Source organism: Bacillus cereus group sp. BfR-BA-01524, from assembly GCF_022662595.1.
GTDB classification, from domain to species: Bacteria; Bacillota; Bacilli; order Bacillales; family Bacillaceae_G; genus Bacillus_A; species Bacillus_A thuringiensis_S.
In genome coordinates this window covers 1-25,455 of the sequence record NZ_JAKUDW010000076.1, presented here as the reverse complement: position 1 = coordinate 25,455, position 25,455 = coordinate 1, and the positions used below count along the sequence as shown (strand labels likewise).

Below are 25,455 nucleotides of genomic sequence, written 5' to 3'. Positions count from 1 at the left end.
GCAGCTACCTCCGTAGAGAAAATTGATGAAATTAACTCCTTAACTTCCGGAGTACATTTAAACAATCTAGGGGTACCAAATTATATAGTCGGAGAAATAACAAATAAATCAGAATATACGAGTGAACAGGGTCATTATGTGACAGTTACATATCCAACTCCATCTGGAAAACTCGATACTGTGCGTGTGAATTTTTCATCACCAAATACATTCCAAATAGGGGATAAAGTAAAAGTAAAAAATATGCCCGAGTGGATTAGAAGTAATATTGCTGAAACATTTGAGAATGATATTGAAAAAATTCAAGAGGCAAAAACTTCAACTCCAAAGGACGATCAATGGATTTGGTCTGAATAAGACTTCAATTTTTATATAGAAAAAAGCTAGTTTAATCCTATTTAAAAGAAATGTATAACTTACTACACAAATCTTATGCCAATTTACAAGGTTTGTGTAGTTATTATTTATTCTAATTAAAACAGAATGTCTTTTAAAATCTAAAACGTAAATACATTCCATTTCATCTATTTACTTATTTTTCATTAAAGTAATAGGTATAAATCATACATTGAATTCTCAAATATATAGCTAATAAATTTCGTTACAATTATTAAGAGGGAAAATTTATATTAAATTAATAGTTGTAGTACAAATTTCTATAGATTTTTAATTAAAATCAGCATAAAAAGGTAGGTTATTATGAAAAAAGTCATTTTGGCAATTTTATTATTATCAACTGCAGTTTCTGGATGTAATCTATATCATTCACCTAACTCTCAATCAAAAAAATCGGATAGTCATGTTGTAAATGGTTTTGAATTTATTGGTAAAACATTCGAAATTACATATGATAAAAAAGATGTTTTTAATGTTAAATATGTAGATTATAAAAAAATTCAATGGGAAGGCATTGAAGGTGTTGCTAAAGGCGCTAAAGGAGAAGAAAATATTACTTTTCGTCAACTAGCGCCAGGCATCTTTTTTATAAATTGGTTAGAGAAAGATGGATTTTCTGTTAGCCAAACTTTGGATTTAAATAAAATGACAGTCTATGCTTATAATACCTTTGAAGAAAATGGAAAAAGACAAGAATTATTCCGTACAGGTAAATTGGTTTTACAAAATAAATAATAAAAATTCTCCTTAATTGCATTATGAATTCACCAACATCTTATTAACTGCTCTTTATTTTCATACAGAGCAGTTAATAAGACTTTCTATTTATCTAATACTTTATAATCTATTTATATTAAATCTATGTTATTCAAGTGATTTTAAATGCCTCTTATAATATATCCCCCTTTTAATATCTCCAAGCTTATATGGTTGATATTTGGAATATCAATACATTGAAATTCATCAACACACGAAAATATAAACTTTTATTTACCGTATCCGAATAGTGCACCACATTTAGACTAAACTACTCACCACGTTACATCATCACGCACAGTTTAAGGAGGGAAATTCCTAAGCACAGAAACTTATATTTACTAGACTATCCTCTAAACTCCTACTGTTAAAAGACGAATTGCTGCATTTCGATTCCTATCATTATCTATACCACTAAATGGGTAATCCCACTCATACATTGTTAGATTTTAATGTCTTTGTTTTTATATTCATGATTGAATTATGATTGACTAGAAATGAACGTTTTAAATATAACCACAACTTGTTTGCTATAGCATCTTTGCAAGTTTTTTAATTATGGTACTAACTTCTAGGTCTTCTATACTCATATATGGTGGTTTTGGTGTGTTTAATAAAACTATTTTTACCCTAATTTTGCATTTATAATATACTCATGGATTCGAGCTATTTTTATATGTTATTTATTCCAATTCGAAAAACTTTTCGTTCTTCCTAAAAATATAAATTGTACTTATAACGCCCTTAAATACACAAAATAATCAGAATTAAACATTCAGATCCGTATATCTAGTTGAAAGATTTGTAAACCTCTTAAATCATATTTTAGGGAATTTCCTTTGATTGTTTATCACAGTAATATCCTTAGAAGTTTATTTTAATTGTGGAGTGTCATACCGTTTTTTGAAAAAATGCAAAAAATACCTGATAGCTGTTTTAATGTGATCGAAACACACTACTAATTACTTCTTTTGACTATACCTTTCCCTTTTTATTTTCTAATTAAATTAACTCGACAGAGTATGAATGATAGATTAGCCCTCCCCTATTTCTTTGTAAGAGGATTGTTTCAACATGGCAAAAAATAATTAAATACAAAACAACTAGCAACTAAGTACTTTCTCAAACAAAATTCGGTGTTATAGATTGAAAAAGGTGAAAAATTAATAGGTATTTTAGGTAAACATAGATTATACCTCATTCTCTTGTGTGTTTCCTTGATGATCAAAAAATTACTCCTACCAACACTCATCTTCCCTTTAAAACGAAAAATTATATACGCTTTTTTATAAATGTCCATTCTTATTTTTCCACTCTAAAAGGCAAAAATTGAATATTGTTTTTTCGGATAATTCAGTAAAATTAACTTGTGGATAGGTAAAAAATTTTATTGAATACGAAATATTTACCTATTCAACGACAGTTTTATAAAATAAATTAAAAAATTTTTGATGTGGAGGTGAACAAAATGGGATACTTACTTTCAGGAATTTCTTCTAAAAATGGAGATCAGAAATTAACAACAACTGAACTAAAAGAGGCTAAAAAAAGTAATTAATAATAAGGCGAAATCTCCTTTTTAAGGACGTTTCGCCTTATTATATAGGAGGAAAATTTGGTGCAAAAAAATTTTGAAAGGGAACACAACATAAATGATGCACTTCATAAAGGAATTAACGTTTGTAAAGAGCTAGGTATAAAGATAAATTATGAAAACATAGGTGAATTTCTTCAAACTGAATATGCCGAATTAGTAGATTTACAAGGAAGAAAGCTAACATCAGGGGTTGGAAAAGGAGGAGGACTCACTAGTAAAGCTGGGGCTTTATTTGAGTCTTTGGAACATTATTTAACAGAGTATAAGATAGATTATTCTAAACAAAAATTATTTCCTCTTGAAAAAATCCCTAATATTAAATATTTTAATAATGAAAAAATTATTCAGTTACTATATTCTGATTCTGATTCTGATAGAGAAAAATTAATACTCTGTAAAAAATATACAAATACAAAAAATGATTCTAAAGAGTTATGGTATCCGACTTTTATTACGAATCCATTTTATGCAGATAGCCCAAAATGTTTTGATCAAGAGATAGATTATAGTAAATTGAAGCGTTATAGCAGTAATAGCGGCACCGCTATTGGTTGTAGCTTAAACGAAGCAATCATTCATGCTAGCAATGAAGTTATTGAACGTGATGCTTTATCATTATTTTTATTAAAATATTATTATTATCGTAATAATGACACCGTCAAAATAATCAACCGCGAAACACTATCACTAGACGTACAGGAATTTTTAAGCAGAGCTGAAAAGGAGATTGACCAAAAGATTATTCTAGTTAATCTAACAACTGAATTAAAGATCCCTGTTATTCTTGCCATACTAGAACACAATAAGTTTGGAATACCTATTTACGGAAGTGGAAGTTCTTTATATCGGGAATATGCTGTAAAAAGAGCAATTTCTGAACTTATTCAAAGTTATCACATGATACAAGCATATCCAAATGCAAGTAAAGAGATAATGCACAATATTAATTGCCTAAACGGTTTTCCTAACCATTATGCATGTGCTGAATTTAACACAAATACTTTATTAAATGCATTTGAAATAGAACAGGTGGACTTTAAAACATTAAGTAATTACACTTTAGACAATCTTGATGGATATTTAGACTACCTTGTTCAAAGTTTAAATAATTATGATTTTGATATTTACTATTCAATATGTCAAAAGTTTAGCAATGGCGTTCATTTAGTAAATGTAATTATACCCAATACAGAAAGATTCTTTAATATATTATTTGGACAAATTGTTTTCCCTTCAGATAGAGGGAAAACAAAAACTTCTATTAATAATAAATCATTTTTAAATCTTAATGAACGTTTAAATCATGAAATTATTATATTAGATGATTTTTTAAATAGAGAAAAAACACCATACACTCATTCAACAAATGTATACGTAGAACCGTATTTTTCAAGAGAAAATCTATTTATATTAAAAACTTCAAACTACACATTTTGCGGCAGAAAAATTGCTAAAGAAATAGATATTGAAACTAAAACTGTAAACATCGGACCAATGATTTATCCAAACATGATTTTAGGACGCTTTCAAACGTATCAGATAAATGATAACCAAGTGTATTTATATTATACACCTTGTACACAACAAGAAATAGAAAGTGTATTTTTAACATTGCAACATGACAAAAAAGCAGAAATATTATATCCGTTTTCGCCTTTGGACGATGATTTTCAAGAGCACATAATAACTTTTGAAACGTGGAATTCCTTAAACAGTGCACAATTAGAAAACCTTGATGCTAATGAATCTCATTTTAGAGATGTAACTATTCAATATTTAAATAACCAGGAAACTAGAAATAAGGTATTTTATGATCCAGCTTGCTCCACAGGAACGTTTTTAGAACATTTGAAATTAAATTTCCCTTGCGGAAAATATATTGGATCTGATCAATCTAAAAAAATGGTTATGCTTGCAAAAAAGAAATTAGATTTTGTCTTCCAAGCAGACGCATCCAACACGGTTCAAAAAAATATTAAAGCTGACTACCTCTTTTTAAGATTTTTAAATATGGAAGTCGTGACAATTAAACAAGCGTATAATCTGTTTGAACATCTAGTTCAACTATTAAAGTCAGATGGTAAAATTATTATATTCGGGTATACTCCAGTAAGGATAAACATTCAATATGTCGCTGATAAATATAACCTTCAAATCCATCAATGTGTAAGTGAATACAATGGATGTATTTTCCAATATTATATTTTGCAAAAAAAAAAAAAAAAACGGGCAAATATTACGTTGAGTGAAATACTTAAAACCTGGACTTTGCCTAATACGTCCCCTTACCTCGCGACTCTTTACAAATTTCACAAGTCTGGCTTTAAATAGTATGATTTGATTTTCTATTATAGCACTTTTCATTGTGTAAAATTGAATTTTATTTCGTTCGGACTGTAATTATGTAGAAGTGATTTGTTTTTAAAAAAAGCATCTGCTCTCTCGAAAATAGTAGATGCTTTTTCAGTGGTTGTGATTATCTTGCTATAGCATTTTGATTGCTATGCTCATACGTATAATCCCCCATATAAATTAACCTGCTACCTAAGTTCCTGCTAATTAAAAAGCTCGCTAAAAACCAAAAGATTTTTTGTCCAATAAAATTTATTTTAAGTACTGCAATATAATTATAAATCCCTTATATATCTCTAAATGCAAAGTCTGATTTTATAATCTGCTTTTCAAAAATATAAATTAATCTATTCGTCTCTTCTTTCCCACGCAAAAAACACCCACTCTTCTAGGAGAATGGATGTTTTTTGTGTTGGATTTACCAGTAAGTAAGGAATGGAGTATTATATATAAAATAGTATCAACAATTTTGTAATACTATCATTATCTAGGATAGCATTAATTTTTATAAAAATAGTTACAGATTCTTAACAAATTCAAATGGAAAACTAACGTTTTTTAATTCCAAAGAGCTTTATGATAAAAATTACTATTTAGTGAACTTCCTTCCACATAAAGTGACTACGGTTTCTAGTCTTAAATCCTTTCGATTTCCAGCTACATTCCCCTACAAGTAGTTACATTTTTACTTGTTGATATTCTAAACGTAATTGTTTCAATTCACTCCGATCTTTTTGTCCTTTTTCATATGAATATTGTTTTCCAACAGATTGTAGAAAACGATGTGTTTAATCTGTATGCTATTACTTCATCCAGGTTTTCATGAGTGTATGATTCGAATAATTATCCTTCTTCATTTTAATTACTTTTCACTTTGTTCCTTCTAGGTAATGAACTCTTTACTTCATACCACCACTTAAATTTTGTATTTTTATAGACCTAACACACTAACAATCTGGCATGCTTTAGAATTTGCAATGTGATAGTACATCTCTAGCCCTCTTCTTTCTGAACGAAGAATCTTGCCTCGCATCTTAGATAAATGCTGAGATACGGTTGATTGCGGTACTTTTAATAGATCTGTTAACTCTGTTACATTACATACTTTGCGACGTTCTAGTTCTTTCACGATCTGTAATCTAACTGGATGGGCCATAATCTTTAATAATTCTACATCCGCCTCTGGGATTTTGTACATGTCATTACTTACTTGCATTGTTGTCATTTTAATTTCTCCTTTTATAATTATTTTTTATTTTAATTATCTATTTTTAAATATGTTGTGGTTACTTGAATACATTGTTCATAACCACTATGTTGTTTGTTCTTTTGTCTCCCTATCAGATTTAATATATAGAAGTATTATGATGGCTAAAAACCCAACAAAAGATAGCATAGGTATCGAGATGAAACCGAATAAATTTAAGTAATCTTTTGTGCAAGAAACTCCTACTGAACAAATCTGCATCTCACTAGTAGGAAACGCTTGAATTGTAATTTGATATACAGCTAATATTAAACCGATACACGCAAATGGAAATGCATACGTGCTTACGTGCGAATCTTTTCAATATATCCCTATCCCCAATATTAATACTAATGGATACATGGACATTCTTTGGTACCAGCACAAATCACATGGCGGCAGCTTCATCCATTCACTAAAAAACAAACTAATTAACATTGCACTAGTAGCTATCGTCCAAGCAATTACAATGTGATACTTTTGAATGATCAACATCTTATTTTCGCCTCACCTATTTTTTAAAATACAAAACATTTACTAATATATGACTAGTTTATTTCCTTGTTTCGAGTACCCTGTTTCAATAGAAAGTATCCAATCATTGATATCTTCCCAGTCGTATCCCCTCTCTTTTAATTCTAGAGGGAAAAGATTTTCAAAATCACCAAGCATTTCGTACATGGTTTCTAATGATTTTTCTAGCGGATCAAATCTATATACCATGTGTGTATGTACTTTTTTGTTTTTCTTTTCTGCTACAACTAAATATACATACCGTCTTTCTTTCGCTAAAACAAACTTCAAAAATCCAGGTACTTGACTCACCTTTCACACTTCTTTTCGATTTTCTTTACCAAGCTTAAAAAGATATGAGTAAGGAAAACTATTAAGTTTTAATTTACTAATTTAATAAATGTCCCGTTTTTTTGCTTTGAAAATACAAGAAAACGCTCATCATCACAATATTTATTACACCAGCTGCAGCACCAATTTTGGAGATAACATACACATATTCATTATTACTAAATGGTAATAGGCTTGCGAAAATAAATAAAATTGAAATGACAAAGGATAAGAGCATATTTCTTTTGTTTTCATCCATTTAAAAAACCTCCATTTTGCACAAATATTTGTATTGCAATGGATTAGGGTGCTAAGCTGCATCATTACGGTTATAATGCCGTTTCTTTTCATTTACAAACCCTTTAATGCTCCACACTCCAACCATTGATTCTTTTGCTTCTTTTTCTGCCTCTAGCATTTCGGGTAGTAATGTAGTATTAGGTTTAGAAATATAGGCTATAATCCCATAACCCGACTTGGCAATTAATTCATTGATGTGTATACCATTACAAAATACATAAGCCAATTTCCTACCGTACTTGTCTTCTTTTAGTCCTTGATCATAAACCAAGGTTACACTTTCCCCATCTAGCTGTTTCTTTAAAAAGGAAGAAGCTTCTTTTCCCATCTTTTGTGGTGGGATTTTCTGAGATACAGACTCAGGGCTATCTAATAAAAGTAACCTTACCGTCTGTTTCTGTCCTTTTACGTTTACGTCTATCGTATCTCCGTCTTTAATGTGTAATACCTTCCCTTTAACGGTCTCTAAGCCTTTTAATTTCCCATTATAAGCTTCTGGAATATCAACAATACTTTTTCCTTCTACGTGCGGTTGTATTCCATTTTGTACTGCTTGGGCAGGTCTCGAATCATTTTTTGTTTGCACGGAACTGCTGCATGCTGACATTTTAATTACGAATGCTGTTATACAAATAGCTTTAATCCATATTTTCATATCGAAATTTCTTCCTCCTACTTAAAATACGTAAATAGCTGTTTCTAATAAACAAACGGACTATTCATAGTATTTACTTCTCGATAATTACAACATAGGCAAAATTGTATCCATTTTGGATGATCATTATAAAGTGCACTATATGACCGTTCCTTACACTGCGGGCATATTGACACCATACTTTCTTCATACTTTTCCTGACTTTTCAATTTTTCAAAAGATACCTTATCAGACGCTATATTACTGGTACACAATATATATCCCCCTTTTGAGTCTTGAAATCTTAAAAATACATAAAAAAGGACACACCTATGGCATATGTATGCGTAGGTGTGTCCTTTTGCAAGATAGTTTTAGAAGTATTTTGTTACTTTCATCATATCATAGTTCTTATTAATTTTATATATGAAATTTAAGATTTTGCGATATTACTTCTTTTTATTCGTTATAAATGTAATACGTTGTTTTTGTACATCATAGGTTAATTTTGCATCGAATTTTTCTCCGGTTTTCTTACTTTCAAATCCTGAGATTGTATCAGTCATATTCTTCTCTAATAACTTTTTTACTTGCGCGCTAGTTATTTTCTTTTTCAAAATGGTTCCAGACACAATGAATTCGCAAGGCTTTTTATAATGCTCACATAAATAAGTGGTTTTCCCTACAATTACCCTTCCTTGGCACAAAGGACATTTCCCCTATAGTACGATCATCCGTTGTTGGACGTTCAAAACAAATGCTAATATCTTCTTTTAATCGGATAGCTGCAGTGAATTCTCCGTACTCTCCTTTAAAACCATGAATGAAGTCAGTAACGCGATTCTTCAATAATTTCTTAATCTGGCTATCAGATAATTTCTTTTCTTTAATTTTAGCTGATATCGCAAAATTACATCCGCTTTGATATTCTGAACACCCAAAAAACGTATCACGGTTTAAAATGTGTCCATTTTGACACTTTGGACACTGACCTAGCGATAATTCTTCAACTGTAGGCAAATTAAAGCTTACTTCACCATTTATAAATGCTAGATAAGCAGAAAACTCTTTGCCATTAGATTTAAATCCTTTTATAACGTCCGTTTTGTTCTCTTCAAACAGTTTTTTTACTTGCACTGCAGGAATTGTTTTGTCTTTAATTTTCTTAGGCAAGCCAATGTTACAGTTCGGATGATTGCTGCACCCGAAAAACTTTCCTCTATCTAAAATTATTCCATTTCCACAAAGGCATTGGCATACTTCTATTTGTTGCTTCCAAGTCTCTATTAGATTGTACGAAACTGTGTCAGGAATTCTTATAATCTCTTGCGTTATTTTTTGTATAAACGTATTTGTTTGTGCAATGAAGTTCTCATAACTCATTTCATTCTTTTCAATACGGTATATCATTCCTTCCATTTCTGCTGTGTACAGTGGATCTTTAATTTGTTGAACGGGAAATTGTTCAATAAAGGCACGGCCAATTGGAGTTGTAATAATTTTCCCTTTATCAATGTCTATAAAATTCTTCTCATGTAAAGCTGGAATAAAAGCAGCTTCCGTTGCTACGGTTCCAATTCGCTTTCCTTTCATCAGCTCTTTTAAATGTTCATCATCAATTTTATGGCCAGCCGTTTCCATGAAAGTAAGAATTGAGCTTTCTGTGTGTAGAGCAGTTTTCTTTGTTTTAGATTCCAGCAACTCAAAATCACAGACTTGAAGTTTATGCCCTTTTTCTATAATCCTATTCTGACGTAGATTTTAAGGTTCCCATTTGTTACTGACTTAGCTGAAAAACTGTATAAAATCTTGCATACTCTTAGCATGGGGTTTTTCCAAAATGCTGACGGTACTCCTACATGATTTAGATATCTAATTCATTCACTATCAATATTTAACCTCTAAAAGTCTTTAAAAGAGGAGGAAACTGTTCTTTTAACTTTTCTTCTATGAAGTTGCAATCCTCAACAAAAATATATGCGTAAATCATATTATGATTCTCTAAACATTTATAGCAATTTAGGTGTAAGTTACTATTACCTTTATGCCCATTTACATGAGCCATTCCTCTTCCATAAATAATATCACTTTCTCCCCAATATAACACATAGTAGTTTTCTTTGATGGGTTTGATTTCAAGATTGTTTTCTCCTAATCCACCCAATTCTTTAGCCTCCTTAATTAAAATTTCCTTTTGCTTTTTATCTAACTCACAAGCCACCCCATATACAACTCCATTATTATTCGGATTACTAGAGTCCCTATCATTTTCCCAAGTATCTACCTTGAATTGAAAATTACCCAATAACTTTGTTTCTCTCCTATTCATCTTTTTTATATTCTTTCTCATAAATGATAATAGATCCATAACTTTAGGCTCCCTACTTCAATATTCATTTTAATCTTATATTATAATATTGGTATTTCACTTATTGTATTTTAAAATTAATAAATAAGATAAATTAAGATATACTCATATGGTAAATTAAAAAATAAAATGGGGATGATTTTATTGATAACAAAATTAAAAAAAGATAAGTTATTTTTGTTTCCTAATGTAACAACAGAGGCATATTATGATCCAATAAGTCAATCAATAGTATATTCCAGTATCAATCGTAAAGATTTCGATAATATTCTTCAAAATCCTTATGATTTAAGCATAATTAATAAAACAAGGGTACTCGTTCATGAAATTGCTCATTATATAGACCATCTCTCAACACTTCACGGACAAAAGCTACTAGAATCTACTTGCAAGTCATTTAACGCAATTATGCATGGTACAGAAAAAGATTACCATCATATGATAAAAATGAATAAACAGATACGAAGTCTTAAATTTGAAGATTTTTATAAGGAATTATCCGGCTTAAAGGCTAGAGGAGGTAATGAAAAAGATTGGGAGTTTGGAACATCCATTGGTTGTAGATATAATATAAATGGGGAAACAGATAAGACAAAGCCAATCATTTTCAGTAAGTTTTTCTATCGAAAGCAGTTTATAGGGAGAATCCCTCTGTCAGTTGAATCGCTTTGGGAAACTAGTGCAATGGCCACAGAGGTTACTATGCATTCACAGGCCATGTTAAAACTAAGTGATAATGACGAGAGACAGGTAGCATCACATGAATTTATACGCAGTAGTTATGATTGGCTATATAACTCTGATTTACTTACATATTCAACTGCAGCACACCTTGTTTCTGGTTTATTAAACATTAGTGATATTTATACAGGACTTCGATTATCAAAATTATTAGCTTTAATAAGTTTAAATTTTCCAAAAGAGTATGTCCCTATGTTGAAACATGGTAACTATTTCAATTTAGAAAAAGATACAAAAAAGGCACTTATAAACACAAATGATCCAAGTTATATCTTTTACAGACTTGTACGTAACATTCAATTGTCTAATGAAGATATAATGAGCAAAGATGGGGAATTTGATATAGAAAAAATACTACAGATTAATGGATTACCTAGTCAGAAGCAATTTGAAGAAAGAGTTGTTAATTCCATGAAAGCTATTAGCGATAATCATATAGACGGTCAATTTTCTAAGCATATGAAAGCTTGTCTAGAACTTGGTACTTATACTTTTAAAGAGTTCGGTTTGAATATTTATAGATTATCGCCATTACACTTAATTGAACTCGCAAAGAGTGATAAACTACCTTTAATCTTTGAGGAAGATGATACTTTTGATGAAACGAAATTTCTACCCGAAAGGTACATCTATCTAGGCGGTATTGAGAATAGAATAAAAGAATTTATCCAGGCTTGTGGTTATTAACAAATTAAATATTCTTAAAAGATAAATCCTCAAAATTAACTTACTTTAAAATATAGTCTGAAATTCTATCATTTTTTTGATTTAAATATACTTTTGGCGAAATTATTGGACTAAGAATAATTAAAGAAAAGGATACATCTTTATAAAAAATGTATCCTTTTCTTTTGAATTAACATCCACCTACTGATTTGTTTTTTTCATAAAATCTTTCGGATCTCCTTTTAGCTTGTAATACTTCATGTTAAGACGAATAGCTACTACAGAGATTACAATAAACCCTATTACATATAACATATATCTCTCCATTTCTTATTGTTTAGCAAACTTATTCTGTAAATACTTCACATGTTTCTTTTCAATATCTTTATCCGTCATGTTCGCTCGCGATATTGTTTGATAAATATGCTGGATTTCGTCATTTGCTAGTTGCACATCAGTATATGATTCAATACATTTTTGTAGATCGTTATAATACAGGACATGTTTATCTTTAGAATGAACATGTACCCTTTTTAGACTGCATTTTGGATGGAATACTGCAATCGAAATACACGGCAGCTGTTGTTCCATCACCCATTCAATTGCTTTTATATGTTTATAGTTTTGTCGAAATGGATTTTGAAAAGAGTGTTTCTTTCTAAAGATACCTTGTGTCCATCTTGCTGCTTTCTCACTTCCATAGATCCATCCCTCATAGTTCTTCGTCTCTACAACAAATACACCGGTTTCCGCGATAACAATATGGTCAATTTGTGTTGTATCACCATACTCCGTATAAACCGTAACATCATGTAACACGCAATAACTTTCAGAATTCAACTTGCTCAATATACGTTTTACTAATTTCTCTCCAGCTTTTCCTTTCCATTTTGGTACATGTTTTTTCACAACACTATTCAACGGTATTAGAACCGCAATAAGAATCAATTCAAATATCAATACTTTCATAATAGAGTCCTCCTTTTTACACCCTTGCGTTTCTGCGCATTAAACGATATACATGCGTTTCTAATCCTAAAATAAAATATGAGATACATAAGCCTTTTATCACCATCTCTACGAATCCTAATGCTAATGAAACAAGGAGCCCACCTCGAAACTGAAAAGGTCTGGTTACTCTTCTATTTACTGGTTTTTCAATGACGCCAAAGTTGGCCCAGGTAGGCAAACGTTTTTCCACATTTTTCACGGTACCCATTAATCCGTATTTTAACGATAGAATGAAACATCCGATTAATAAATAAACAACAGAAGAAAAATAGATAGATAGGCCTATTACGAAGCATGTCAGTAACCAGCCTATTAATATAGAATTTCGCAAAGCAATATATTCTCGATTTCTATTCAATACAAACAGTCCTTTCAAAATTAATAAGGTTATTTTTATTTGGAAAATATTTACACTTGTTTATAAGCATGATATGATACGTCTATATTAATTTACGAACTAGCCTAAAAAGGATTGTGATAGACATGTTAAAACTTGTAGTAGATAATACCGTAACAGAACAAGAAACAGATTCAGCTTTTTCAGACTTTTTCACTTGCAAAAACTGTGTATATTATCTTTCAAAATCAGATTCTTGCAGTCTACAATTAGCAGCTGATTCAAATAATCCCCTTGTCCCTTATGAGTGTCGTAACTTTGAGGAAACCTATGAAATCGGGACGGAAGATCCATTGAATTCACACATACATCAGCAACTTCGTGAAGAGAAAGCACAAATACTAGCTGAAAGCTATCCAGCACAACCTTCTATTGATCCAATTCATAAAGACGCAATATGGTATGAATCAGTAAACTATGGTTGTTGGATTATAAATGATTCGAAGAAACGTTTTGCACTTGCAGAACAGGTTCCTTTCGGTGATAATAATATGTCATCTGAAAAATACGCATCTCCTTTTCCTTTACATGACCATGGTGCAAAAGAAGGTATCCGACACTATATGTGTTGGTACGTAAATAAAAAAGGAATTGGCGAATACTATCTTCTTATTGGTGGTGTCATCATGAAAATTGCAGAAGGAGTTAAGAAACTTGGATTCAATTACTAATCGTATCTACAAGAAAAGAATGTTAGAACATACCATACTATTTAGTTTGGTACATCTGGTACCACTGATCGTATCTACCGGTATCATATATATATTGCTAGAACTTACTAATACGGAGTGGAAAACCTGGTTTAGTTATGAAGGAATCTTTGTAATTATTTTTCTTATAACGAGATTCCAGGTGTTTCAGAATAAGAAAAGTATTATTTCTTTAAATCAACACGAAAAATGGTTTTCAAAGTTAAATATCTTCTTGGTCTCTATATTTCTAGTATTATTTGCATCCATACCAACCCTATTAAAAATTGCTTTCATTCTACAAATGACTGTTATTCTACTTCTACTAGAGTACCTTTGTTTGTATATTGATCGTTTACCGATACATAATTTATATAGAGTACAAGAGATCATTTGTGATAAAAAACAACTCAAAATTGAACGAATTATTCCAAACAATGAGGAACACGGTACTCATACAATTAAAACAAGGGATGAGCAATACTTTTTATATACCGCTGTGTATTTGAGCGGCATACTATCGCCAATTTCAGAAGAAGTATTTGAAGAATATGAAAGAAAGAACCTAATGGGTAGATAAAAGGTACTGAATGTAGATTCAGTACCTTTTCTATCTTTATATATAGTTCTTTACATATTAGCGAATAGCCATGGAGCGAGTACGGCTAACATACACAGCAAACAAGAACCCGTTATGACACGATTTGCCCAACGGTAATATTCTGGCTGTTTCGTACTCTCATGAATTCTTCTTAAACGAATACCTGCGATTAACATAAAGGGTGTGAAAATAAGTGCTGTTGCTTTAAACAGGTTTAAAAAATCCGTAAAGATGTTCATAAATGAAAATACATCGGAACTAAACAAGAAGTATACACTTAGTCTCATCGACATCATACTGATAAATGAGAAAATCATACTTCCGGTTGCCCACTTCATCCATTGACCATTCTTTGTTATTAACGCCATAACCATGACAATAACGCCTAATACGAATGAAATAGAAAAGATATTAACTCCTACTTTAAAAGCCGGCGCATACAATCCTTCAATCTTTTGTATGATTGATGATCCAAACGAATCATCTTTCTCTGTTGTTTTCGTTCGATTGTTTAGTCCATCTTTAAATGATGACGAAACATCATTTCCTTTTAATTCATTAAAATCTACTTTTACAGAAGCTTGAGCTGCTTGTAAGGGTACAAGTAATAAAACCATCAAAACAAGCGTGCATAAGACTCCTATCATTCCTTTTTCTCGTTTCATCACACATCACCCGCTAATTTTGGTTTGATGCTCTTTAATTTGATTTCATTTCCTTCTGCTGCATAATAAAGATCTGCTGCATAATAGATATTTGCTTTTGTATATGCCCCCATAATTGCATTTGCAATTTCTTCTTTTTCTACTGCCACATATGTTTCATTTTCATTGTAAAACTCAATTTCAATTCGGTTAATATTATTATTTAATACTGTAATATGTAATTCTTTTAAGCTATCTAAGCGATTCCCTAATCCACATACCAACTTAAATACTTTATTTGCAATTGTTGGTGGTTTTACATACGTCGTATTAAAATGAATCGTTTCATCATCTATCACACCATCTTCCTCGACTTCACACGTCATAATGAAAGAATGATTTTGTTTTTCAATTTCTTGTTGACTCAACTTGCGATCAATGACATACTTCACGCTTGTTGACAGGTTTTCTATATATTCATCCAGTTCGGTATTTAAAATTTTAACCTCTGAGAATTCCGGAAAAATCATGTAAGCGTGTATATTAGAACTACTTTTACTTACACGTAATACCTGGACTTGTTTCTTTTCATAGCGCACCGTTTGTTCTAATTTTTCTACTACATTGTTACTTAGGGAATTAATATTCATTTACATTCACCTTTCAAAATTGTTATTTTTTTAACTCAAAAATATTTTTTACTTCATATAATCCTCATGTTTGGATTTAATCTATTTTAAGCATTGTAATATTACGAAGAGTTCTCAATTCTCCTGTTTTAAGACTGTTAATCACTTAAATCTCAAAACATTTTAATATTACAATGACGTACAATGTCTCATTATAGTCGAATATCCTTATATGGTGAATCATTCTGTCCCACTCATTTGTACAAAAATAAAAAAATGTTTTATTCTTGTACAAATGAGTGAGAAAATGCTATATTTCATGCTATTTAACTAAGAAAATACAACTAGGAAATAGATTTATATATTTCCTAGTTGTCTATTACTCCATTCAACTAGTGTATAAGAATAAGGTGAATCGACCTCTAATTCCATATACAGTAATTGATTTTTCGGTAATATCTCTCCCTCTGTATGAATCCAATAACGCTTCTTATTAGACATATTTATGACACGTGTCAGTCCTTGTTCTTGTTCTATTACTTTTGCAGTCCACCTCACAAAATCCATATCTTCAACATCAGCTACTCCTTGTTGAACAGGAAAATCGTGTTCCGTTTCCGGTGGAATTGAAACATATTCTTGTTGTGAATACATGTCCTCATATTCTAATAATTCCACTGGTATATCCTCATCACTTGGAAAAGGAATATCATAAACAGCCTCAGGAGTGGGAGTATGATGAAAATCTTCAGCATACTCCACTACTTCTATATCCTCATGTTTTAACCTGTTACTCTCTTCCTCACCCAGATTCTTATGAACAGATGTAGCAACTAAATCATATATACTTGCTACATCCTTTTCTAAGGTGATTTCTTTTGTTGGAACAGTAACACGCTCTTGTTCCCTTCCAATAGGCTTGTTTTCTCTTGGGCACCAATAAACAGGGCGTTCCACCGGTTTATTTTCCATTTCTTTTTTCTTGGCTTCTTCTATTAGAAATTTTTTCTTTGAATTACGAACTACCAAAAACACATAACAAAATAGACCAATTAAAATTTTAGTAAACATAATATTCCCCTCTCGATCATCCAAATAAATCGAACTCAAACTGTCCATCGATTACTTTGTTTTTTCGTTTCCCTTTCTTTTTAGAAGAATCCACTTCTACAATAACTGAATCCCAGAATGTGATATCCTGTTTTTGCACAAGCATACTCTTATCAGTATTCAGTGTTGTTAAAGCTCGAATGACATCTTCTATTTCTTCATCTATTTGAAGTACATTCTGCTTCACTCGAACTCCAGGTACTTGCTCTTTTTTAATATATTCAACTGCTCTTTGTACAAATTGAGCCTCTTTCATAAATGCTACGTCCATCGTTTCTGGTAATTTCTCTATCCAATTCGTAAATTGAATTTCAATTGATTCAAATACAGGCGTAATGACATTACCGATGTTTGCAAGTACTCGCTTAGATTCTTCCGATGCTGCTTTTGTCCATTCTTCTGTCGAACCCTTTAATTGATTTCCGCTCTTAATGTTTTGAATTAATAGAGACTGTAGATCCCCTGTATCACCAAGCATTGCATTCAGACCATCGCTTGTTGCATCACCATTCATTGCTTCAGCAGCTTTATTCTTCTGAGCAATTAACTGTGCCATCTGAGCTTGGAATGTTTCTTTGTAGCCCAGATAAAAGGTTCTACATTGCTTAGTTTGTCCAATACGCCAGTGTCTTCTTGCGGCTTGGTTTAACGTAAATAAGCTAAATGAAAGCTGGTAGAAAATGAGCGTTGGTGTTGCCAATAAATCCAGACCAACTTTCACCAATTCCTGCGAACAGATAATTACATTTACACCACTATTCACTTGCTCTTTTAACCATGCACTGCGCTTTGGCGGAGTAACTGTATTCGTGCGAAGAATAGATACTTTCGCACCAGGTACTTGCTCTGCAACCTTCTTCAAACGGGGTTGAATGTCTCGTTCTTTTACTGTAGATCCTGTATCAGATACATAAATAATCGTTGGACGGCCTTCAGAAATTTCAGTGCGCAATATTTCTTGCAACTTCCTCTCTTTAGGCTGTATACAATCCTCATCGAATCTGTATTCTGTATTGGACCAAACAACATCTTTTTTATTCCCATCTAAGTAATAGTTAGGATAATGGTTCATATTATCTGGATATGCATTTCCTGTACGAATATAAGAAAGCCATAATTTGCCGACATCTGGTGTACCTTTTGCTGCTTCAATCGCTCTTTCAAATGACTCTTTCATATGCTCGTAGGCTTGTTTTTGCTCTTCTGACATATCTACAAGAATCGTAGGTACATTAATAAGTTCGACTGGATTTGGCCATACATCTTTTAAGCGTACATTAATCGTTGTATCCATTAAGAATTTGGTAAACACATATGGTGAAATACCAGGAACAACTTTTGTTTTATCTAGCATACCCTGTGCACCACGCAAAGCTACATTGGATACAACTTCACCATCATGGTAATACGTTCTCTCGATGTTTCCGTAGGTTTCATTCCATTCCATTAGAGAGCTATATTTAAACCCACTCTTCACCATTTTTTGAGGATATAAGCGCCATAACGTATAAAATACGTCGCTTGCCTTTCCGCCAAATAGAGTCCCCGTACCACCTACAAACTTCTTACAAACCTTTGCTAAACTTCCTAAAGCAGTTCCTTGTGCAGATTCACTTTTCAGCTCATGTATCTCATCAGCAATAAGAACGTCAAAGAAATGCTTCATTTTTCTACGAATATACTCAACAGTAGCTACTTTTCTATACGCTCTTCCTGAATGTTTTGCGTCATATGGTTTTACACGATTCTCTAACTCTAGTTGTTTTTGTAAAGGTTTATTTCCCTCTTTAATTGCCTGCACTAATTGTTCCTCATATTTTGTCCACTCTTTAAAACTTGCATATTTTGTTTTTACTTTTGGGCTCCAAATATTTGAATTACAATCAGCACATACACTATTTTTATTCGTTTTAGTATCTAAGTCACTAGCTGTAAAATCTTTATATTGACATACTTCTTTTTGTTCACCATTGGCCTGTTGAACCATGATAGAAGATGTTTTTTTACGCAACTTAGCACCACAATCTGGACAGTAGTAGCCATTCTTATAATATCTTTGCACCTCTTGCTCCGATTTTTTGGAAAGTGCAATTTGCTTATAAGGTAATGGCATCTGTTTAATAGAATCCCCTCGCATCGTTGTAAAACTAATGACAAAGAAGGTTGGTTTTTGTGGCTTGGGTCTCCCGGCCTGAATCCAAGCTTGATGAATACGAATAAGATCCTCAGTTCGTTTAATAAGGTGGATCTCTGCGTCTGGTAATAAGTGTCGTATTTCTTCTTTTGCCCACTTCTCAGTAAGAGTTGGTGGAACAAATACGCATGTACGATATCCTTTTTGCCCTTTTAAATGAAAATAGCCATCTACTGCAGCTGTCATCATTGCGCTCTTGCCCGTGCTCATTTCCCCCTGCAAGATGATTCCCTTTTGTACTTGTAAAGCTTTTGCTACACCTGTTGCAACATGTGCTTGTACAGGGAATAATGGTCTTTGATATGTATCAAAATGAGATAATGCCTGATCTTTCATCGGTTGATGTAAGGGCTCATCCAACTTTGTAACCTTATCAAGCATGACAGGCGAATATTCCAATAGGTATTCATTTAAATCATTAATTTCATTGGTTTTTTCACCTGTACCTTCTTGCGGGAATTGACATTTCTTAGAGCGAATCATTTCTGATAAAAACTCCTTACAATCCTTTTCCTTTAGTAAGACTTGCGCAATCGTTAAAGAAGAAAATTCATTCTTATCAAAATACACCTCTAACGGTTGTAATAGATTTCTTGTTAGCATCTCCTCATAAATTGGCTTCGCCCATTCTTCTAAGATTGGTAAACCATACGGAGGAGCCATTAGGAAATCCCTTACTTGTATCTCTGGCGCTTCGTCAATTGCAACAATATACTTTTCTTCTAATTCTCTAGAAAATGCAATAATCGCCTTCTTCTTATTTACTGTTTGTGTGTTAATAAATTCAAACTGACCTTTTGAATTTACATTCACTTTTTTATCTAATATGTAATGTAATTCTTCTTTTTTTCCTTCTCCAAAATACAAACGACTAGTTCCTATTGATATGGCAGCACGGAATGACTTTAATGTACTATCATTCGCACCTAGTACTGCAAATTGGATTTGATGATGACGATTTACTGCCATTGCAAAACAAAAAGCTGTATGTGAGGCAGCGGCTGTCTCCAATTGCAACATCGCTGGTGTTTGTTCCTGGTCAAATGTATCTTGTTTAATTATTTCTTGTAACATAAGTTTCCCTCCTAAAATAAAAAACGCATCTTATTCGATACGTTTCATGTCCTACTCATTCAATTTATTGTTTAAAAATCTATAAACCGTTTCCACTCTGGTAATGATTGTTCAGCCGCATGTAGCATATCACCTGCACCTTGAAACACAGAGAATTGTTCTAGTACTACCAAATGTGTACCTGCACTAAATTGAGATGCACATAAGCACATGACTGTAAGCACAATAGCAATACGAACTATACGATTGCTAAACTCCCATACAATGTAAAGTGCTCCTAACCCTAACAGTACAGACATCTCTCTCTTCCTTTCCTAGACAAGTTCTTTGACTTCACCTTTTGGCGTTGCGATGATAAATTTCGCGCGACGTTTTTGTAATACAACTTCTTTCGTTGTTTTTTCCAAATGCTCAAATGAATTTTCATAATACACATTTTCAGATCCACGAACTGCATGGAGTGTATCACCTTCACCAAGCAAACCATCTGCCACACCTGTTATCAGCAAAAGTCCTAGTTGTCCGGAAGCAATTGGCATTTTCGCTCTTTCAGCAGCTGTTTTCTCACATTGAAGTGAGTAACCATTCCCTCTATTTAAACGCTTTTTGAACGACGAGATACCTTCCGATTTCCCAACTCCTTCATAAGCACTTTTATAATCCACTCGTGATGTAAAAATAAGTTTGTTTTGATGACGCAATTCTGGTATAGCCCAGTCCTTACGATTTACCATTTCTGCTAATGTATTTACATGTTTTTTGACGAAAGAAAGGTCAGACATATTTTCGCAAAAATTAGCAAATCGATCATTGAAATATGTATCATTCTTCGTAGCTGCACGCTTACGGCCAATAAAAACACATTGCTTAAATTGCTCAAATTCTTCATTTTCATCGCCAAAACGCATTAAGCCTATTTCCTCATAATTCTTAGCTAAGAAATAACTGATATCATCTCTAAAAAATCTGTCATATGGAATCACATATACCATAATCCCACCTTCTGCTAAATAATGATGAGCACGTTTTAGGAAGTTGAACTCCATTTTCTCTGTTTTTTCATTATTTGTACGAAGCTCCGTATTATAAGGTGGATTTAAAAAGATAAGTGGAAAATAGTCATGACTAATCATCATGCTTTCAAAGCTCGAGCGTACCACAACATCTAATTGCTCTTTTGCTTTGTTATATCGGTTTGCATCTACTTCCACACCATATGTATCAAGTTGTATGCCAACCTGTCTCACCTCATCTGCAAAACTTCGTAAAATTGTACCTTCTCCACAATATGGATCAAAGCAAGCATAAGCTCGCTGTGATTCCATTTGTAATAGTTGTACTAAGTGTTTCCCTTCTGTTAGTGGTGTTGGATAAAATCCCGCCGCTAAATCATTTCCTATTCTCATAATATTTTCCTCCGAGTTCTTTTTTTGCAATAAAAAAAGGAAGATCCAAGTATAAACATCACTCAGTTCTTCCTTTTACCCTCTATACACTACCTCGACATAATTAGAATGGTAGTTCTTCATCTGTAATCTCCGTTAGCTCATCCAAACCAGCGAATATATCATCCGGTTCTTGAGATGGCCTCCTTGTTTCCTGCTCTTTTGGATCATCTAATAATGTCCAAATGTTATCTTTTTTCATGCTTATATCCCCTATCCTACTTATTTTTCAGTTTCATAAACCACTTCTTCATAATCAAAAAAGTAATCTTTTAGCTTACGAATAAATTTACGTAACTTTGGTTCGGCTACGATCTTAGTACCACTATAAAAACTTTGTTGCCCAACAAAGCGCCATAAGATGACATAGCCTACCTTCATTTCCTGAATCCCTTCAATATATAACGCGATTTCTTGAGTGGCTTCTTTTTCATTAAGAGCATGTGGCTTGAAATATTGAAATTTACCATCTGGTAATATAATTTCTGCTTCAAAACACCCTCTCATTTGATTTACTCTTGCTCTGGATTCAGATGACATTGCTGGTGCAGCATATAACTTCTGATTTTTTTCCATTCGCGTTTTATGTTCCTCTACTGTTGGTACTAGTTTTAAGTGTCTACAATCTTTTTTCATTTTACTATCTCCTCTACTGTTTAATTTGTTATTTTATGAATAATAAATAACCTCGCCTGCATACTTGAAAACAACACAAAAAGGGCTTCTTCAAGTCGATTAATAATGTGTATAGCAAAATAAGCTATATATACACTAATCGGCTCAAAGAAGCCCTTTCACAAATGAAACAAGACGCAACTTGCTTCTACAACTCAACCACAACACAAAAAAAGGTGTGGGAATAAACGGAATCAAATAAACTAACAATATAACTATATATTACACATTTTAGATTTTGATATCAACATTTTCAAAAAATATTTTAATAAATAATATTTTACTATTAAAAGCTAGCCCCAAAATGAGTATAATGCACTACTGATACAAGTCAAAAGTTTTTACAAAAAATTCGTAATCGGAGGAACTCAATATGTTAACAAATTTTAAAAATGCAAAAAAAGAAATCTTATCTATGTTATTTCTATTTTCTTTATTTTTTTCAGCACTTTTCTTTGATGAAAAAGCAGCTGTATCTGGTGTATTAATGTGCTTTTTTAGTATTTTAGCAACGAATAAATTCTCCCAACAAGCATAGACATTACATATAAAAGGGCCATTTTACCATGGCTCTTTTATAACATGCCAAGATTGTTATTTTTTTTGAAATTAACTTTTTATCTCTTAATTTAGTAATCAGCTCATATCTAGATTAGTCCTTATTAATCTCCTTCTTGAAAATTCTTAATATCAAAATTAATCATTCCTGAAACAAAATCAATCTCTTTAGGATTATTAATCTGTTCTAGATAATCTAGTTTTAGTTTTGTTAAAGCAGATTTTCTTTTCTTTTTAATCAATCTATCAACTTGTTTATTAAACTCGCTAATAATCCTTAGTTTTATATCCTCTAGGGTTACCTTCTCATCTTTCAAATCAGTATAAACATCATTTCGAATATCTGTGTAAAAATCCTCTAATTTCTTCGCCATTCCATTCTCATTAAAACGCGTTTCGATCTTAAATAGGGAAAGGAAATTTTTTGCCTTTTCTTTATCTAATGAATTAATTCCCTTAACAAAAGAAATTTTTATTTCTTCATTAACCAATTTGAACTTAAAATAATTAGCTACTTCATCATAATAAGGATGAAAAATAGGGAATTTAATATGATCTCTTTTAATTCTATCATTACATGTAGGACAGGACATAACTAGATTCTTGGGATATATTGAAAACAACGGGAATTTGGATTTTGGTAAAAAATGGTCTATCGATACACCTGCTACCTCTATCTCATACCAGTCACAATATGGACAAACATTGTGATCTAAAAGCAATAAATTTTTAAATTCATTAATTGCCAACTTATCTTTATTTCCTATTACCTCATTGAATACTTTTGTCTGCAATAACTTTTCATATAAGTAGGTAAAAGAATGCTGCATTGACGTAGAGTATTCTGTAGAATCTTTATATAAATTAGAAAGGATGTTTTCATAGTTTTTCGTTAGTTCCATATATTTTTCAGAAATATTATATTCTTCATATTTTAATTTAGTGATACATTTTTTTAAGTCCGTCTTTGTCGCAACTTTTACAACCGAATGATAAGTAACTGCAACAGTCTTATTCTTTTTTAATGTTTTAAGCTCGCCAATAACAACCTGTAAATCTGTCTTAAACCTTGCTTCCTTTTCCTCAACTGTTAAATGTTCAATGCTTTCTAGATTAGGTAAATTATTAATACATTTCAACAGTTCAAGAACAAATCCATGATATGCTCCTATACGTGTCTCTACTTCTTCAAGTAATAGAAATTTATACATTTCTCTCACCTTTTTGCTCTTGATACTCTTTTAACTTTGAATATAACTTGTATCTTATATCACTATCTGCCATTTGAGAGTATACTTCTAATGCTTTGTCAAAATCATCATTTTCAAGTGCTTTTTCTATTACTTTAGCATATTCATGAATCATGTTCCCTTTATCATCATCCAGTTCAAAAACCTCTGAAAGAATCTCATCATAATTCAATCCTAGTGTTCGTTCTCTAATTTTTATCTGTTCAATAAATCCTCCAAAGTTTTTTAAAGCTACAATACTATTCTTCGGCACATCTGAAACAATAAGTGGTGAATGCGTAGCTATTATTACATGACACCTTTTTTTCCCCAGTAATTCATTTAATATTTTCACATATCCTTTTATCCATTTTGGATGTAAATGTGTTTCTGGCTCATCAATCAAAATTATTGATTCATGCTCTACATAGTCATATAAATCAAAAATCCTTAGAAATAAACTTAATTCCCCAGAACTTAACATGGATAATGGTAGCTTATTATCTTCGGGACCAATCCAAAGTTCTTTCCAAAAACTAGTTGAACATACTTCGAGTATTTTAAGGTCATTTTTAAACGCCTCTTCTCCTCCATGATAAAGGTTGAACTTATCAATAGGTAAAAACATACTTTTTTTATAATTAGTATTTGATGGCTTTAAGGTATTTATAAGAATTTTTATTTTGTATAATATAAAAAGTACTTCTAAGTTACAAATAAACATTTTTCTATCTACATCAATAACATCTTTTAATTTCCAAAATCTATGCCTATCTTCTATACTTCGATCTAAGGCTCCTATACCTTGCAATAAATTTGCTCTAACTCGAGCTTTATAGCCTATTTTTTCTAAACTTTCTTTAAATAAATCTAGCTCCTTTTGGTAAGATTCGATTACATAGGTAAAGTCATTTTCCTTATACTTATCCTCAAACAGATATGATATAGCATCGTAGTTTTCTACCAATCGATAAACTGCCCTCCTTCTCATTTCAGATACCTGTGCTAATTTATGAGGGCTAATCTCTAAGTGTAAATCTGGATTTTTGTATCCTACGTAATCAAATATTGAATTTATATCTTCCTTCCCTTTAAAAACACAGTGTTTCAAAATTCTAGTAGCAATGTGTTGTAAATTAAGGCGATCAATGTTTGTTTTACGTAATTCTTTATTGTGTTCTAACTCTTTAATAACTCCCTCTAACTTATCAATAGGTGTATAAGTAGAAACTATAATTTTTTTAGGTAAGGGTGCCTCATCTTCATTACTAACGAAATCTTCCCCCTCATACGAATATTC

General features: G+C 31.9%; 23 protein-coding genes and 3 pseudogenes. 7 read left to right on the top strand and 19 right to left on the bottom strand.

Annotation, left to right across the window (positions count from 1 at the left end; translation table 11 throughout):
- The 3 genes and pseudogenes from MR170_RS22530 to MR170_RS22520 form a co-directional block, all read left to right on the top strand.
- Nucleotides 1–357, top strand: a pseudogene (locus MR170_RS22530) (ATP synthase subunit A); the annotation flags it as partial.
- Nucleotides 358–699: 342 nt separating this feature from the next.
- Entirely contained in the window at nt 700–1,131 is a 432-nt protein-coding gene (locus tag MR170_RS22525; RefSeq protein WP_242309389.1) for a MoaF-related domain-containing protein, read from the top strand.
- A gap of 1,639 nt (nt 1,132–2,770) precedes the next feature.
- Nucleotides 2,771–5,080, top strand: coding sequence for a YcaO-like family protein (locus tag MR170_RS22520; RefSeq protein ID WP_242309387.1), 2,310 nt, complete (start codon nt 2,771–2,773; stop codon nt 5,078–5,080).
- A 952-nt stretch (nt 5,081–6,032) separates the two neighbouring features.
- Here the strand turns inward: MR170_RS22520 and MR170_RS22510 are convergent.
- The 7 genes and pseudogenes from MR170_RS22510 to MR170_RS22480 all read right to left on the bottom strand — a co-directional run bounded on the left by MR170_RS22510 (nt 6,033) and on the right by MR170_RS22480 (nt 10,492).
- The gene (locus MR170_RS22510) at nt 6,033–6,326 is read right to left on the bottom strand and encodes an ArsR/SmtB family transcription factor (RefSeq protein ID WP_043938837.1); all 294 of its coding nucleotides are present in this window, start codon (nt 6,324–6,326) and stop codon (nt 6,033–6,035) included.
- Nucleotides 6,327–6,413: 87 nt separating this feature from the next.
- Nucleotides 6,414–6,842: pseudogene (locus MR170_RS22505) on the bottom strand (disulfide oxidoreductase).
- Between the two features lie 42 nt (nt 6,843–6,884).
- Nucleotides 6,885–7,172 carry a hypothetical protein gene (locus tag MR170_RS22500; RefSeq protein WP_242309385.1) on the bottom strand — a complete coding sequence of 96 codons (288 nt, stop codon included), beginning with the start codon at nt 7,170–7,172 and terminating at the stop codon, nt 6,885–6,887.
- Nucleotides 7,173–7,248: 76 nt separating this feature from the next.
- Nucleotides 7,249–7,449 carry a hypothetical protein gene (locus tag MR170_RS22495; RefSeq protein ID WP_242309383.1) on the bottom strand — a complete coding sequence of 67 codons (201 nt, stop codon included), beginning with the start codon at nt 7,447–7,449 and terminating at the stop codon, nt 7,249–7,251.
- A 51-nt stretch (nt 7,450–7,500) separates the two neighbouring features.
- Nucleotides 7,501–8,145 carry a thermonuclease family protein gene (locus MR170_RS22490; protein ID WP_242309381.1) on the bottom strand — a complete coding sequence of 215 codons (645 nt, stop codon included), beginning with the start codon at nt 8,143–8,145 and terminating at the stop codon, nt 7,501–7,503.
- 428 nt (nt 8,146–8,573) lie between these two features.
- Nucleotides 8,574–9,867, bottom strand: a pseudogene (locus MR170_RS22485) (topoisomerase C-terminal repeat-containing protein); the annotation flags it as partial.
- A gap of 151 nt (nt 9,868–10,018) precedes the next feature.
- Nucleotides 10,019–10,492 (bottom strand): hypothetical protein, encoded by a 474-nt coding sequence (locus MR170_RS22480; RefSeq protein WP_242309379.1) that lies wholly within the window; start codon nt 10,490–10,492, stop codon nt 10,019–10,021.
- Nucleotides 10,493–10,636: 144 nt separating this feature from the next.
- Here MR170_RS22480 and MR170_RS22475 point away from each other — a divergent pair, with 144 nt between their 5' ends.
- Nucleotides 10,637–11,920, top strand: a complete 1,284-nt coding sequence (locus MR170_RS22475) for a hypothetical protein (protein WP_242309378.1) — start codon at nt 10,637–10,639, stop codon at nt 11,918–11,920.
- Nucleotides 11,921–12,229: 309 nt separating this feature from the next.
- On the opposite strand, the gene MR170_RS22470 is transcribed toward MR170_RS22475, so the two are convergent.
- Together MR170_RS22470 and MR170_RS22465 are read right to left on the bottom strand one after the other, a co-directional pair.
- Nucleotides 12,230–12,868 (bottom strand): nuclease-related domain-containing protein, encoded by a 639-nt coding sequence (locus MR170_RS22470; protein ID WP_242309376.1) that lies wholly within the window; start codon nt 12,866–12,868, stop codon nt 12,230–12,232.
- Nucleotides 12,869–12,884: 16 nt separating this feature from the next.
- Nucleotides 12,885–13,268 carry a hypothetical protein gene (locus MR170_RS22465; protein ID WP_080000448.1) on the bottom strand — a complete coding sequence of 128 codons (384 nt, stop codon included), beginning with the start codon at nt 13,266–13,268 and terminating at the stop codon, nt 12,885–12,887.
- 125 nt (nt 13,269–13,393) lie between these two features.
- Here MR170_RS22465 and MR170_RS22460 point away from each other — a divergent pair, with 125 nt between their 5' ends.
- Together MR170_RS22460 and MR170_RS22455 are read left to right on the top strand one after the other, a co-directional pair.
- Nucleotides 13,394–13,978 (top strand): hypothetical protein, encoded by a 585-nt coding sequence (locus tag MR170_RS22460; protein ID WP_242309375.1) that lies wholly within the window; start codon nt 13,394–13,396, stop codon nt 13,976–13,978.
- Nucleotides 13,979–13,997: 19 nt separating this feature from the next.
- Nucleotides 13,998–14,576 (top strand): hypothetical protein, encoded by a 579-nt coding sequence (locus MR170_RS22455; protein WP_242309391.1) that lies wholly within the window; start codon nt 13,998–14,000, stop codon nt 14,574–14,576.
- Between the two features lie 50 nt (nt 14,577–14,626).
- Here the strand turns inward: MR170_RS22455 and MR170_RS22450 are convergent, their stop codons facing one another.
- From MR170_RS22450 to MR170_RS22415, 8 genes are all read right to left on the bottom strand, one after another.
- Nucleotides 14,627–15,262: a hypothetical protein gene (locus tag MR170_RS22450; RefSeq protein ID WP_242309373.1), complete on the bottom strand. Its 636-nt coding sequence runs from the start codon at nt 15,260–15,262 to the stop codon at nt 14,627–14,629.
- Nucleotides 15,262–15,891 carry a hypothetical protein gene (locus MR170_RS22445; protein WP_242260423.1) on the bottom strand — a complete coding sequence of 210 codons (630 nt, stop codon included), beginning with the start codon at nt 15,889–15,891 and terminating at the stop codon, nt 15,262–15,264. Before MR170_RS22445 ends, MR170_RS22450 begins: the two co-directional genes overlap by 1 nt.
- A gap of 336 nt (nt 15,892–16,227) precedes the next feature.
- Complete coding sequence (locus MR170_RS22440; protein WP_242309371.1) at nt 16,228–16,941, bottom strand: transposase; 714 nt, start codon at nt 16,939–16,941, stop codon at nt 16,228–16,230.
- Nucleotides 16,942–16,957: 16 nt separating this feature from the next.
- The gene (locus tag MR170_RS22435) at nt 16,958–20,248 is read right to left on the bottom strand and encodes a DEAD/DEAH box helicase (protein ID WP_242309369.1); all 3,291 of its coding nucleotides are present in this window, start codon (nt 20,246–20,248) and stop codon (nt 16,958–16,960) included.
- A gap of 71 nt (nt 20,249–20,319) precedes the next feature.
- Nucleotides 20,320–20,547, bottom strand: a complete 228-nt coding sequence (locus tag MR170_RS22430) for a hypothetical protein (protein ID WP_060852720.1) — start codon at nt 20,545–20,547, stop codon at nt 20,320–20,322.
- 15 nt (nt 20,548–20,562) lie between these two features.
- Nucleotides 20,563–21,654: a DUF6094 domain-containing protein gene (locus tag MR170_RS22425; RefSeq protein WP_242309367.1), complete on the bottom strand. Its 1,092-nt coding sequence runs from the start codon at nt 21,652–21,654 to the stop codon at nt 20,563–20,565.
- Between the two features lie 103 nt (nt 21,655–21,757).
- Nucleotides 21,758–21,895: a hypothetical protein gene (locus tag MR170_RS22420; RefSeq protein WP_242309366.1), complete on the bottom strand. Its 138-nt coding sequence runs from the start codon at nt 21,893–21,895 to the stop codon at nt 21,758–21,760.
- A 20-nt stretch (nt 21,896–21,915) separates the two neighbouring features.
- Nucleotides 21,916–22,329 (bottom strand): DUF6018 family natural product bioysynthesis protein, encoded by a 414-nt coding sequence (locus tag MR170_RS22415; protein ID WP_242309364.1) that lies wholly within the window; start codon nt 22,327–22,329, stop codon nt 21,916–21,918.
- A 412-nt stretch (nt 22,330–22,741) separates the two neighbouring features.
- Between MR170_RS22415 and MR170_RS22410 the strand changes: the two genes are divergently transcribed.
- Complete coding sequence (locus MR170_RS22410) at nt 22,742–22,906, top strand: hypothetical protein (RefSeq protein ID WP_242309362.1); 165 nt, start codon at nt 22,742–22,744, stop codon at nt 22,904–22,906.
- Nucleotides 22,907–23,030: 124 nt separating this feature from the next.
- Here MR170_RS22410 and MR170_RS22405 read toward each other — a convergent pair whose 3' ends face one another.
- The gene (locus tag MR170_RS22405; RefSeq protein WP_242309360.1) at nt 23,031–24,137 is read right to left on the bottom strand and encodes an HNH endonuclease; all 1,107 of its coding nucleotides are present in this window, start codon (nt 24,135–24,137) and stop codon (nt 23,031–23,033) included.
- On the bottom strand, nt 24,130–25,455 hold a 1,326-nt coding region (locus MR170_RS22400; RefSeq protein ID WP_242309359.1), incomplete at its 5' end, for an AAA family ATPase. The genes MR170_RS22400 and MR170_RS22405, both read right to left, overlap by 8 nt.

Bases quoted from the DNA above. Each gene is read 5' to 3' on its own strand.
- MR170_RS22410 (WP_242309362.1), top strand. From the start codon at position 22,742: ATGTTAACAAATTTTAAAAATGCAAAAAAAGAAATCTTATCTATGTTA.
- MR170_RS22405 (WP_242309360.1), bottom strand. From the start codon at position 24,137: ATGTATAAATTTCTATTACTTGAAGAAGTAGAGACACGTATAGGAGCA.
- MR170_RS22435 (WP_242309369.1), bottom strand. From the start codon at position 20,248: ATGTTACAAGAAATAATTAAACAAGATACATTTGACCAGGAACAAACA.
- MR170_RS22425 (WP_242309367.1), bottom strand. From the start codon at position 21,654: ATGAGAATAGGAAATGATTTAGCGGCGGGATTTTATCCAACACCACTA.
- MR170_RS22480 (WP_242309379.1), bottom strand. From the start codon at position 10,492: ATGGATCTATTATCATTTATGAGAAAGAATATAAAAAAGATGAATAGG.
- MR170_RS22440 (WP_242309371.1), bottom strand. From the start codon at position 16,941: ATGTTTACTAAAATTTTAATTGGTCTATTTTGTTATGTGTTTTTGGTA.
- MR170_RS22415 (WP_242309364.1), bottom strand. From the start codon at position 22,329: ATGAAAAAAGATTGTAGACACTTAAAACTAGTACCAACAGTAGAGGAA.
- MR170_RS22455 (WP_242309391.1), top strand. From the start codon at position 13,998: ATGTTAGAACATACCATACTATTTAGTTTGGTACATCTGGTACCACTG.
- MR170_RS22510 (WP_043938837.1), bottom strand. From the start codon at position 6,326: ATGACAACAATGCAAGTAAGTAATGACATGTACAAAATCCCAGAGGCG.
- MR170_RS22460 (WP_242309375.1), top strand. From the start codon at position 13,394: ATGTTAAAACTTGTAGTAGATAATACCGTAACAGAACAAGAAACAGAT.
- MR170_RS22450 (WP_242309373.1), bottom strand. From the start codon at position 15,262: ATGAAACGAGAAAAAGGAATGATAGGAGTCTTATGCACGCTTGTTTTG.
- MR170_RS22495 (WP_242309383.1), bottom strand. From the start codon at position 7,449: ATGGATGAAAACAAAAGAAATATGCTCTTATCCTTTGTCATTTCAATT.
- MR170_RS22470 (WP_242309376.1), bottom strand. From the start codon at position 12,868: ATGAAAGTATTGATATTTGAATTGATTCTTATTGCGGTTCTAATACCG.
- MR170_RS22420 (WP_242309366.1), bottom strand. From the start codon at position 21,895: ATGAAAAAAGATAACATTTGGACATTATTAGATGATCCAAAAGAGCAG.
- MR170_RS22445 (WP_242260423.1), bottom strand. From the start codon at position 15,891: ATGAATATTAATTCCCTAAGTAACAATGTAGTAGAAAAATTAGAACAA.
- MR170_RS22490 (WP_242309381.1), bottom strand. From the start codon at position 8,145: ATGAAAATATGGATTAAAGCTATTTGTATAACAGCATTCGTAATTAAA.
- MR170_RS22525 (WP_242309389.1), top strand. From the start codon at position 700: ATGAAAAAAGTCATTTTGGCAATTTTATTATTATCAACTGCAGTTTCT.
- MR170_RS22430 (WP_060852720.1), bottom strand. From the start codon at position 20,547: ATGTCTGTACTGTTAGGGTTAGGAGCACTTTACATTGTATGGGAGTTT.